The organism is Ruegeria sp. AA3 (genome assembly GCF_056542905.1).
The window spans coordinates 12313-24451 of the sequence record NZ_JBQGAQ010000004.1 but is presented as its reverse complement, the minus strand read 5'-3'; the positions used below and the strand labels follow the sequence as shown (position 1 = coordinate 24451).

General features: G+C 57.3%; 10 protein-coding genes. 7 read left to right on the top strand and 3 right to left on the bottom strand.

Features of this window, described 5'->3' with window-relative positions; translation table 11 throughout:
- Positions 1-25 precede the first annotated feature (25 nt).
- The 3 genes from ACR0JR_RS08615 (at position 26) to ACR0JR_RS08605 (ending at position 3268) form a co-directional block, all read left to right on the top strand.
- The gene (locus tag ACR0JR_RS08615) at positions 26-541 is read left to right on the top strand and encodes a DUF3035 domain-containing protein (RefSeq protein WP_010438645.1); all 516 of its coding nucleotides are present in this window, start codon (positions 26-28) and stop codon (positions 539-541) included.
- Between the two features lie 85 nt (positions 542-626).
- A complete protein-coding gene (locus ACR0JR_RS08610; RefSeq protein ID WP_480455833.1) occupies positions 627-1967 on the top strand; it encodes a M16 family metallopeptidase in 1341 nt (446 codons plus the stop codon).
- Positions 1964-3268, top strand: coding sequence for a M16 family metallopeptidase (locus ACR0JR_RS08605; protein WP_480455832.1), 1305 nt, complete (start codon positions 1964-1966; stop codon positions 3266-3268). The genes ACR0JR_RS08610 and ACR0JR_RS08605 overlap by 4 nt, the downstream gene beginning before the upstream one ends.
- 469 nt (positions 3269-3737) lie before the next feature.
- Here the strand turns inward: ACR0JR_RS08605 and ACR0JR_RS08600 are convergent, their stop codons facing one another.
- From ACR0JR_RS08600 to deoC, 3 genes are read right to left on the bottom strand one after another with little or no spacing between them, the layout of a single operon-like run.
- Positions 3738-4550, bottom strand: a complete 813-nt coding sequence (locus ACR0JR_RS08600) for an SDR family oxidoreductase (RefSeq protein WP_480455831.1) — start codon at positions 4548-4550, stop codon at positions 3738-3740.
- Between the two features lie 24 nt (positions 4551-4574).
- Positions 4575-6908, bottom strand: a complete 2334-nt coding sequence (locus tag ACR0JR_RS08595; RefSeq protein WP_480455830.1) for an aldehyde dehydrogenase family protein — start codon at positions 6906-6908, stop codon at positions 4575-4577.
- A gap of 11 nt (positions 6909-6919) precedes the next feature.
- Complete coding sequence (gene deoC, locus ACR0JR_RS08590) at positions 6920-7918, bottom strand: deoxyribose-phosphate aldolase (protein ID WP_170541747.1); 999 nt, start codon at positions 7916-7918, stop codon at positions 6920-6922.
- A gap of 199 nt (positions 7919-8117) precedes the next feature.
- Between deoC and ACR0JR_RS08585 the strand changes: the two genes are divergently transcribed.
- Genes ACR0JR_RS08585 through ACR0JR_RS08570 form a run of 4 tightly spaced genes read left to right on the top strand, consistent with a single transcriptional unit; the run spans position 8118 to position 12012 of the window.
- Complete coding sequence (locus ACR0JR_RS08585) at positions 8118-9071, top strand: metal ABC transporter solute-binding protein, Zn/Mn family (RefSeq protein ID WP_480455829.1); 954 nt, start codon at positions 8118-8120, stop codon at positions 9069-9071.
- A gap of 3 nt (positions 9072-9074) precedes the next feature.
- Positions 9075-9878: a metal ABC transporter ATP-binding protein gene (locus ACR0JR_RS08580; protein WP_480455828.1), complete on the top strand. Its 804-nt coding sequence runs from the start codon at positions 9075-9077 to the stop codon at positions 9876-9878.
- Positions 9879-9880: 2 nt separating this feature from the next.
- The gene (locus ACR0JR_RS08575; RefSeq protein WP_170471832.1) at positions 9881-11086 is read left to right on the top strand and encodes a metal ABC transporter permease; all 1206 of its coding nucleotides are present in this window, start codon (positions 9881-9883) and stop codon (positions 11084-11086) included.
- Positions 11083-12012: a metal ABC transporter permease gene (locus tag ACR0JR_RS08570; RefSeq protein WP_480455827.1), complete on the top strand. Its 930-nt coding sequence runs from the start codon at positions 11083-11085 to the stop codon at positions 12010-12012. The genes ACR0JR_RS08575 and ACR0JR_RS08570 overlap by 4 nt, the downstream gene beginning before the upstream one ends.
- The last annotated feature ends 127 nt before the right edge of the window (positions 12013-12139 follow it).

Sequence of the window (12139 nt, the reverse complement as noted above, 5' to 3'; positions counted from 1 at the left end):
CGCCTGAAACTGACTGGAGACACTGATGCGTATGCCACGCACCATTCTTGTTCTGACACTCGCCGCGACAGTTGCGGGCTGTTCTGATATTGGTTTGCGCAATCTTCGGGCGCCCGGACCCGGGCCGGATGAGTTCTCGGTCCTGCCGGTTAAGCCGCTGACCCAACCAAAGGATTATGCGTTTCTACCTGCACCTACCCCCGGTGGTGCGAATCTGACGGATCCCAATCCAAAGGCAGATGCTGTTGTGGCTCTCGGCGGCAGCGAAGCGGCCCTGAACCCCAATACCGCGATCCCTGCGAGTGATGCAGCGCTGGTCACAGCTTCAAGCCGATATGGTGTTCCCGCCAATACGCGGCAGGTTGTTGCTCAGGAAGATGCGGATTTCCGTAAGAAGAAGCAGCGCTTCACGCGTTTGCGCCTTTTCCCGGTGGATCGTTATTCGCAGGCATATCGGCGCGAGTCGATCGATGCGAACAATGCAAACGAAGCGGCGCGGCAGCGTGGTATCGAAACACCTTCTGCGCCTCCGTTGGAATGAACTTTTCTTAACATTCCGTCATTGGCCTTGAACACTGGCAGCACCACCGTAGTTTGAATACCAGAAACGAAACGGAGGATGCCCCATGGTTCGGGCCCTGGCATTGTCGGCTGCCCTGATCGCAGCATCCCCTCTTTTGGCCAAAGAGGGGCATGAGGCGGTTACCACTTTCACGCTTGATAACGGCATGGACGTCGTAGTGGTCGAAGACCACCGCGCGCCGGTGGTGCAGCATATGGTCTGGTATCGGGCAGGCTCGGCAGACGAACCGATCGGGTCCTCTGGTGTAGCGCACTTTCTGGAACATCTCTTGTTCAAGGCCACAGATACAATGGAAGCGGGCGAGTTGTCGGCCACCGTCGCGGCCAACGGGGGAAATGACAACGCATTTACCTCGTATGACTACACTGCCTATTTCCAGCGCGTTGCCGCCGATCGGTTGGAACTGATGATGCGGATGGAGGCGGACCGGATGCGCAACATCCGCCTGACCGAAAATGACATCGTGACCGAGCGCGACGTCATCCTTGAGGAACGTAACCAGAGGACCGAGAACAATCCACGCGCGCTGTTTGGCGAACAGATGAACGCAGCGCAGTATCTGAACCACCGCTATGGCGTTCCCATTATCGGCTGGAAGCACGAGATGGAAGAGCTCGACATGGACGATGCCCTGTCCTTTTATCAGACCCATTATGCGCCCAATAACGCCATTCTGGTCGTGACTGGTGATGTTTACCCGGACGAGGTCAAAATGCTGGCAGATCAGTATTATGGTGTGATACCCGCCAATCCGGACCTGCCCGAAAGGATCCGTTCGCAGGAGCCCCCGCAAACGGCTGAGCGCCGCCTGACCTACAAAGACGCCCGAGTCTCGCAGCCTTATGTGCAACGCAGTTATCTGGCACCCGAACGCGATGCAGGCGCACAAGAGAAAGCCGCGGCGCTGTTTCTTCTGGCCGAGTTACTGGGCGGTAGCACTACATCCTATCTGAATGAAAAGCTGCAGTTTGAGCAGCAACTGGTCGTCTATACCGGTGCGTTCTACCGGGGCGTTTCACTGGATGACACAACCTTTGATCTGATTGTTGTTCCGGCTGAAGGTGTCTCGTTGCAGGAGGCCGAGGATGCGATGGATCAGGTCGTTTCAGACTTTATTGCCGAAGGCGTGAATGAAGAGGATCTGGATCGCATCAAGATGCAGCTTCGCGCCGCTCAAACCTATGCGCGCGACAATGTGGACGGTATCGGAAACCGCTATGGACGCGCGCTGACCAGCGGGTTGACGGTTGAGGATGTACAGGCTTGGCCGGATATCCTGCAGGCGGTGACAAGCGATGACATCATCGCGGCGGCACGAGAAGTGATACAGCCCGAAACATCTGTAACCGGTTGGTTGATGCGCGATGATGAGGTGACACAATGAAACGCATTCTCGCGACCCTGATCGCTGTTGTTATCGCGTTGCCCGCATGGGCTGAAATCAAAATCCAGGAGGTAACCTCGCCAGGAGGAATCACCGCATGGCTGGTCGAAGATCACTCAATACCCTTTACCGCGCTTGAGATGCGATTTCGCGGCGGCACCTCCTTGGATGATCCCGACAAACGCGGCGCGGTTTACCTGATGAGCGGGTTGATCGAGGAAGGCGCGGGCGACATGGATGTCCGGACCTATGCGCGCGAGCTTGAGGCATTGGCGGCCTCATTCAGCTACCGCGCGACGGATGATACAGTCTCGATTTCAGCCCGCTTCCTGACCGAGAACCGCGATGATGCGGTCAATCTGTTGCGGACTACAATTCACGAACCCCGCTTTGACCAAGATGCCATTGAACGGGTGCGGGGGCAGGTGCTCTCGGGTCTGAAATCGGACCAAACTGATCCGAACGATATTGCCGGACGCAGTTTTGCAGCAATGGCTTACGGAGATCACCCCTACGCGACGGACGGAAAAGGGACGATCGAAAGTGTTTCGGGGCTGACCCGTGACGATATCATTGCGGCCTACCAGAACGTTTTTGCCAAGGATCGGCTATATGTTGGGGCCGTCGGTGACATCACCGCCGAAGAACTGGGCACATTGTTGGATACGTTGCTGGTGGATTTGCCAGCAACAGGGAAAGCCATCCCGGATAAGGCCGATGTTAAGATCGATGGCGGCATAAGTGTGGTGGAATTCAACACGCCTCAATCGGTTGCTCTTTTTGGCCAAAAAGGCATTGACCGCGACGATCCTGATTTCTTTGCAGCCTTTATCCTGAATCACATATTAGGCGGTGGTGGATTTGAAAGCCGCCTGATGCACGAAGTGCGGGAAAAGCGTGGTCTAACCTACGGTGTCTCGACCTTTCTGGTGCCCAAGGATCTGGCCTCGGTTTACCTTGGTTCGGTCTCATCCGCCAACGACCGGATTGCCGACGCGGTTAACGTGATCCGAGATGAGTGGGCCCGGGCTGCGTCCGAGGGATTTACCCAAGAGGAACTGGATGACGCCAAGACCTATCTTACAGGCGCATATCCGCTACGGTTCGACGGGAATGGTCAGATTGCGGGGATCATGGTGGGGATGCAGATGGAAGACTTACCCATCGACTATATCGCAACCCGCAATGACAAGGTGAACGCGGTGACACTGGAGGATATAAACCGGGTAGCGACCGAGTTTTTGGACCCCGAAGGCCTGCATTTCACCGTGGTTGGGAAACCGATCGGTCTGGACGGATAGCGGCCAGACGACCTTGCTGCGCGTCATGACGGTGTGATTGTGTTGAGCTAGTCGCAATCTATAAATCTGCCAAGGGTACCAGAAATCCCTTGGCGTGCAATTTTGTGACTTAAGAGTTCATTAATGAGTCGCGGTCATAATTTGGCCAGAAACATCAAGGATGCTTTCATTGTCGAGGCGATTGAGCGGTTAGATCAAACCGGTGTCTCGTTCGACAATAGGTAGGACAGAAAGACGCCATGATAGTTGCGGCATTAGGAATTGGGATACTTGCGGGGCTGCTGACATTTGCGGCCTCTCTGGCTCTCGGCCAATCCCTGCTCAGCGCATTCATTCTCTATGTTGTGGCCGGTTCGCTGACTACGTTTTTGGTTGCAGCTGGACTGTATGTCAAACGCTCCTAGCCTTATTTGAAACGGTAATCCCGCGAGTCCTAAAATGTTGGCGATGCCAATGTCCTGACAGGTGCTCAGTTCTGTTTTGCCTGTGCACGCAGCATTTGCCCCATCATTTGCCCGAACTTGCCTGACCCGCGCTGATAAAGTGCCCCGTCGACCGCCAGAACCGTGCCACTGATATAGCTCGCCATATCTGAGCTGAGGAACAGGCAGGCGTTTGCCACGTCCTGCGGCTGGCCCCAACGGCCCAACGGTACGTCTTTGCGTAACGCTTCCCCAGCATCCGGGGTGGGGGCAAGGCGTTTGGCTCCCTCGGTGCCTTCGATGAAACCGGGCACGACCGAGTTCACACGAATGCCTTCCACACCCCATTCCATCGAAAGGGTCCGGGTGATTTGATCCACGCCCGCCTTTGCCGCGCAGACATGGGCCTGACCTTCATAAGGTAAGTAGGCCTGCGGGGCCGAAATGTTGATGATGCTGGCGCCGGGGCGTTTGAGGAACGGGTAGGCCCCCTTCATCACGTGGATCGTGCCCATCAGGTCGATATCGATCACAGTTTTGAACGCATTGACTGACATCTCTGCCGCCAGCGCCGGGAAGTTACCTGCTGCGCCCGAGACCAAAACGTCAAAATCGCCTAATGTATTATGGAACTGTTTCAGTCCCGCCGCTACGGCCTCAGGGTTCCTCACGTCAAACGCTGCACCGATGGCATCTTGCGCGCCAGCGGCTTTCAGAGCCGCGACTGTATCATCAACCTTTTCCTGCGAACGACTGGCTACAGCCAGTTTGGAGCCCGAGGCCGCAAAGGCCTCGGCAATGCCGCGATTGATGCCGCTGGTTCCGCCGATGACGATGACGGTTTTTCCTGAAAAATCCATGTAGACCTCCCTTGGCAGGGAGCCCTACTCGCCGTAGGGCACCCAGATGTTTTTCACTTCGGTCGCAGCCTGAAGGAAGCGGCGGGAATGGTCCACGCCCCAATCAAATGCCGTCGCGTTATTCACCCAGGTCCGTTTCAGGTTCCCGGCCGAGACAACCTCGATCTCTTTCGACAAGTCGGTGGACGAGAACGACCAGACCGCATCGACGTTCATATGTGAGGCCAGCGGTTTCGCCAATTCCGCATGACTGCCGGTCAGGATATTGACCACGCCAGCGGGGACGTCCGAAGTTTCGAGGATCTGGTAAAAGTCTGTTGCCGCCAGTGGATAGGGCTGGGAAGCCAGCAGAACTGTCCGGTTGCCCATAGCAATCGCCGGCGCCATCGCAGAAACCAGACCCAGAAGTGGTGCCTCGTCGGCACACAGAGCACCGATCACGCCAACGGCCTCTTTCATCGCAATAGCGACTCCCCGGATCGGAACGCCATGCACTTGACCGTCATACTTGTCGGCCCAGGCAGCGGCGGCAAACAGACGCTGGATTGAGGCTTCAACCTCTTTCGCGCCGTCCTTTTTGCCGGTCATTGCGTCGATACGCGCGGCGAATTCATCGGCACGGGCCGAGAGGTTTTCGCCGATGTAGTACAAGATCTGCGCGCGCAGGTGGCCGGTTGTCTTGGACCAACCCTTGGCACCAGCTGCGGCCTCAACCGCATTCCGGATGTCCTTGCGATTACCAAGCCCCACATGGCCCAGCAGACCGGATTTACCCCAGACGGGCTTTGAATAGCCACCGTCAGGCCGCGCCTGTTTACCGCCGATATACAATTTGGCGGTGCGGTCGATTGGATCGACCGGAGCACCTTCGCCCATGGTCGCCTCGATCTTCGCCAGCGGTTTACCTTTGCCCTTGGGCTTTGTGTATGCCGCCAAACCTTCCCAGCCGCCTTCGCGACCAAAGCCGCTTTCGCGCACGCCGCCAAACCCGGCGGCGGCGTCAAACAGGTTGGTCGCGTTCACCCAGACCACACCAGCAACCAGCTTGGGCGCGATGTCCAGCGCGAGGTTTACGTTTTCGGTCCAGACCGTTGCGGCCAACCCGTAGCGGGTGTTGTTAGCCAGTTCGACCGCTTCTTCGGGGGTGCGGAAGGTAGACGAAACTAGTACCGGTCCAAAGATCTCTTCCTGCATCAGCGGGTCAGAGGTCTCCAACCCCGAGATCAGCGTTGGCGGGTAGTAGCAGCCGTTCGCGGGCAAGTCGCAAGCGGCCTGATGAACGCGACCAGCGGTGTTACTTTCAACCATGCCCTTGATGGTCTGCAGCTGAACAGGGTCCACTACAGCGCCCACGTCGATGCACTTGTCCAGCGGGTCACCGATGCGCAGGGTGTCCATCCGGGCACGTAACTTAGCGTGGAAACGATCGGCGATGCCCTCTTGAACCAGAAGGCGCGAGCCTGCGCAGCAGACTTGACCCTGATTGAACCAGATGGCGTCGACCAGACCTTCGATGGCACTGTCGATATCGGCGTCATCAAAGACGACGTAGGCGGACTTACCGCCCAATTCTAATGTCAGCTCCTTGCCCGACCCTGCAGTCGCCTCGCGGATGCGCCGCCCCACAACTGTCGAACCGGTAAAGGCGATCTTATCGACGTCCGCGTTTACGATCATCTCGCCCACCGCACCGTCTCCGGTCACGATATTGACCACGCCTTTCGGCAACCCGGCCTGCGAGCAGATATCGGCGAACAGCAGTGCGGTCAGCGAGGTGTACTCGGCCGGCTTCAGAACCACCGTGTTGCCCATTGCCAGCGCAGGCGCGATTTTCCACGCCAGCATCAACAGCGGGAAGTTCCACGGAATGATCTGGCCGCAAACCCCCAGCGCCTGAGCGTCGGGCAGTTCGCTTTCCATCAACTGCGCCATGCCCGCATGGTAATAGAAATGCCGCTGCGCCAGCGGGATGTCGATATCGCGCGATTCACGGATCGGCTTACCGTTGTCGAGGCTTTCGAGCACGGCAAACAGGCGCGAATGCTTCTGCAGCAGGCGCGCAATCGCGTAGAGATAACGTGCACGCCCCGCGCCGCCCAGCTTCTCCCATTTGGGTTGCGCCTTGCGCGCGGCGGCAACGGCAGCGTCCACGTCACCCTGTTTCGCTTGCGTCAGCTTGGCCAGAACCTCTCCGGTCGCCGGATTGCGGCTATCAAACCCTTTGCCGGGTTTGGTGAATGCGCCATCGATATAGTGGCCGAACTTGTCGCCCTGATCGACCAGCCAGGCCAGAGCCTCGGCTGCGCTTTCGGGGGCAGGGCCGTAGTCCATGGTCTCGAAAATCTCTTTGACTGTCATTGTTTTTGTCCTCAGCCCATGGAGTGACGGTAACCAGCGGAGTAAGCGCCGGTGACATAGTGTTCCAACTGCCGCTCGATATCGCCCAGCAGTGATGAGGCGCCAAAGCGAAACAGATCCGGTTCCAGCCAGCGGTCGCCCAGCTCATCCTTGATCAGCGACAGATAGACCAGCGCATCCTTGGCTTTCGAAATCCCACCCGCAGGCTTGTAGCCTACGCGATAGCCGGTGCGGTCATAATAGTCGCGAATGGCTCGGATCATCACCAGCGAAACAGGCAAGGTTGCGTTGACGCTTTCCTTGCCGGTCGAGGTCTTGATGAAATCAGCACCTGCCATCATGCAGACCAGAGAGGCGCGGGCGACATTGCGCAGGCTGCCCAGTTCGCCGGTGGCAAGGATGGCTTTGACATGGGCATCACCACAAGCGACGCGGAACGCTTTCATCTCATCATAAAGGGCCTGCCAATCGCCGGACAGCACATGACGGCGCGATATCACAATATCGATCTCTTCGGCGCCCGCTTTCACACTTTCTTCGATCTCGGCCACGCGCAGATGGAATGGAGATAGACCAGCCGGGAAGCCAGTGGATACCGCCGCAACCGGAATACCAGTGCCTTCCAATGCGTCCACAGCCGTTTCGATCATGTCATGGTAGACGCAGACCGCTCCGGTTGTGATTGGCGGCATGTCCAGCGCCTGCAGAACCGACGATGCCACTGGTTGCCGAGCCTTGGCACAAAGGCGGCGAACCCGCCCTACTGTGTCATCACCCGATAGGGTGGTCAGGTCGATCATTGTGATCGCCTTCAGCAGCCATGCTGCCTGGTATTCCTTCTTTACCGACCGCCGACCGGGCAGCGTCGCGGCGCGGCGTTCGATGGCCGAAGTGTTGGCCTGTACGGCCCGCACCCAATCCAGATCCAGGTCCATTCCCGGGTTCCGGGGCTCGGTCACTTGCGGCAGATGCGGGGTGCGCACGGGGCTTTCTGAGCTCTGCGTTTCCATTTTTCCGTCCTTTTGGAGGTTTGCGCCAAATTCGCATGGGCTGCGAAGAAAAGAAAGGTGTGCCGACCCCTGCAAAGAGTAAAATTTTGACCAAATGGACAAAAAAGATGTTTTCTTGCGAGTAATTCGCATTTGCATTGACTTAGTTGCGAATGGTTCGCATATTCAGAGGTAACAAGGCACCTAAATGGAGTCGCAAATGATTCGCCGTACCTTTCTTGCAGCATTGGCTTTCGTTGCTGCATTACCAGCCGCCGCTATTGCCGAGGCGCCGTTGAAGGTTGTCGCAACGACCGGCATGATCGCTGATACGGCCCGGCAAATCGGCGGTGATCAGGTTGAAGTTAAAGGTTTGATGGGCCCAGGTGTTGACCCACATGCTTATCGTCAGACGCGCACAGATATTGTTGCGATGACCCGCGCAGATCTAGTGCTGTGGCACGGCCTCTATCTCGAAGCGCAGATGGAAGATTTCTTCGATGATCTGGGACGCAAGCAAACCGTTGTGGCAGTTGCGGAGGGTGTCGACAAAGGCAAATTACGCGCTCATGACGACTACGCCGACAAATATGACCCGCATGTCTGGATGAGCCCGGTGCTATGGCGTGATGTTGTGCTTGAGGTGCAAGACGCTCTGACTCTAGCTCGCCCTGAGGCTGCAGAATTCTTTTCTGCAAATACTCAAGCGTTTCTGGCCGAGATCGACGCGTTGAGCGCTTATGGCGAACAGATGCTTACTGCAGTTCCTGAAGACAACCGTATGTTGGTAACCGCCCATGACGCCTTTGGCTATTTCGGTGCTGAATATGGCTATGAAGTGCTGGGTGTTCAGGGCATCTCGACCCAATCAGAGGCCGGTTTGAACCGCATCGGTGAGTTGGTCGACACACTCGTGAACCGTCAGTTGAAAGCGGTCTTCGTGGAAAGCTCGGTCTCTGACCGGTCTATGCGTGCTCTGATCGAGGGTGCCGCGGCTGAAGGCCACGAGGTCGGTGTCGGTGGAGAGCTTTACTCGGACGCGATGGGAGAGCCCGGCACATATGAGGGCACTTATATCGGAATGCTTGATCACAACATCACCGTGATTGCCGGGGCGCTGGGCGCGGATGTGCCGCAGCGTGGCATGAACGGCAAACTGTCGGCGGGGTTCTGAGCCATGCTGGAACTCGCAACAGTTCAAGGTGTTTCAATTGAAGGGCAGGATATTGATCGCTGCCCGCTCGCCATTCGCGGTCTGACTGTCTCGTACGGTCAGAAGCCCGCAGTGTTCTCGGTGGATATGACGGTGCAACCCGGCGCGATGACGGCGATCATCGGACCGAATGGGGCTGGCAAGTCCACTTTGCTCAAGGCCGCGTTGGGGATCGTATCGCCTCTTTCCGGTCAGGTGACGGTGTTTGGCCAGCCGCTCGAAGATCAGCGTGCGCGCATCGCCTATGTCCCGCAGCGCGCCAGTGTGGATTGGGATTTTCCGACACGCGTGATTGACGTGGTTCTGATGGGATTGTCGCGCCAGTTGGGTCTGCTGGGTCGTGTTCGCGCACGTCATATGGCCCGCGCCATGGACTGTTTGAACCGTGTCGGAATGCGAGAGTTTGCTGACCGTCAGATTGGTCAGCTTTCCGGTGGTCAGCAGCAGAGGGTCTTTCTTGCGCGTGCATTGGCACAGGATGCTGATCTGTACCTGCTGGACGAGCCCTTTGCGGGCGTAGACGCCGCGACCGAAAGGGCTATCATTGCTGTACTGAAATCGCTGAAAGAAGCTGGCAAGACCGTTGTCGTGGTACATCACGACTTGGCGACGGTCGCGGACTATTTCGATCATGTGTTCCTGATCAACACCCGCAAAGTGGCCGAAGGTTCGGTTGAGCAGGCCTTTACTGCGGAAACGTTGCAAGCCGCTTTTGGCGGACGCCTCGCAACGGCACAGATCGATCAGATTTCACGCGCACTGGGATAATCATGCTTTGGGATGCTCTGACCCTGCAGCTTGGCTATAACGCCACGCTGGTCGCGATCGGTGCGACGTTGCTGGGCATTTCAGCGGGAGTGACCGGCACGTTTCTATTCCTACGTAAGCGTGCCCTCGTAAGTGATGCCATTAGCCATGCGACCCTGCCGGGGGTTTGCCTTGCCTTCATGGCATTGGTGGCGTTTGGAGGGGATGGGCGCAATCTAATTGGACTGTTGGTCGGTTCGGCCATATCGGCTTGGGTCGGCCTGCTTTGCATGAACTGGCTAACGCGCCATACGCGGCTTGCAGAGGATGCTGCAATCGGTGCGGTTCTTTCGGTCTTCTTCGGGTTTGGTGTTGTCCTGCTGACGGTGATTCAGACCATGGGTGTTGGACGTCAAGCCGGTTTGGAGGGGTTCTTGCTTGGGTCCACCGCCGGAATGCTCTGGGCAGACGCGCTCGTGATTGCAATCGGTGGTGCGGCGACTCTGTTGCTGGTGATGATTATCCGCCGTCCGATGACGATGGTGGCCTTTGATCCTGAATACGCCGCCGCGCGTGGATTGCCTGTGCACCGGATTGATCTGGCGATGATGGGGCTTGTTATGGCGGTCACTGTGGTCGGGTTGAAGATCGTTGGCCTGATCCTGATTGTCGCGCTGCTCATCATTCCTCCGGTGACTGCGCGGTTTTGGACAGAGCGATCCGATCGTGTTGTGCTGCTGGCAGGGATATCCGGGGGGCTTGCTGGCTTTTTGGGGGCAGGAATTTCGGCCTCGGCACCGAACCTGCCAACCGGTCCGATCATTGTCCTGGTCAGTTTTGGATCTTTCGCGCTGTCACTTTTGTTCGCACCGGTTCGCGGCGTTTTGGCGGCGGTACTGCGGCACCTTAGATTCCAGCGACGCGTGCATATCCGGCAGGGTCTTCTGGCGCTGGCGCAAGGTCAGAAGATCTATGAGCCACTGACCATTCGCCTGCTGCGTCGTGCGGGTATCGTGCGCGCCGATGGTGTCGCGACCGATGAAGGGAAAGCGCGCGCCGCCAAAGCGCTGCGGGACGAAAAGCGGTGGGAATTCGTACGTGCCGATCAGGCGCACGAGGCCACCGCGGCGCTGTACGATGGTTTGCGTGATATCGAGACTGTTCTAACGCGCGATCAGATCGCCGAAATAGACCGTCGCATCGGTGGCCCGCAGGAGGTCATGCCATGAGTGGTGAAGAATTTGTCCCTCTGTCGCTGACCCCTCTGTTGATTGGAACATTTGCAGCCATCGCTTGCGCGCTTCCCGGAAACTTTCTGGTTCTTCGTAAACAGGCCCTTATTGGCGATGCAATCAGCCATGTGGTGCTGCCCGGCATTGTCGTGGCGTTTCTGCTGACAGGTGCGATCTCTACTTGGCCCATGATGCTCGGCGCGGCCGGGGCCGCTGTCGTTGCCGTTGTGATGATCGAGGCGATCCGACGATTAGGTCAGATTGAACCCGGCGCCGCAATGGGAGTGGTGTTCACAACCATGTTTGCGGGCGGGGTATTACTGTTGGAACAGACTGATACTTCGACGGTTCATCTGGACGTGGAACACGCGCTTTATGGCAATCTGGAAAGCTTGATCTGGTTGGATGCCACAGGATGGTCGTCTCTGCTGGACTTACAGGCATTGGCTGGTCTGCCCCCCGAATTGCCCCGAATTGCACTGACGATGGTGGGTGTCATCTTGTTTACCTGGTTGTTCTGGCGGCCGCTCAAGATCTCGACATTCGACGAAGGATTTGCTCGTACCATTGGCATCCGAACCGGAGCGTTGGGTATGGCGCTGGTCATCACAGCGGCGATCGCTGCCGTAGCTGCATTTGATGCCGTGGGATCAATCATCGTGATCGCCATGTTCATCTGTCCACCCGCTGCGGCTCGGATGATGACGAACCGACTGGAAACCCAGATTGTCTGGAGCGTTCTGTTCGCGACCATTTCAGCCATCTCGGGATATGTTCTGGCTGGGTACGGCCCATTGTGGCTGGGGGGTGCAGATGCTGTTAGTGCTGCGGGAATGATCGCGACGATATCTGGCTTGATACTGGCGCTGACCGCCGTCCTTGGCCCCTGTCGAACCCGCAGCGGAGCCCCCAGCCAGGCTTAACTTGGCGTATTCACGCCAATGGTTTTCGCAAGGTTTCGGCTGAACTTCGCCAAATGGAAACAATTTCCAAATATTAACGGGATTTATTCTATGTGCGATGGTACGCAAGCGTTAATCAAATACCACA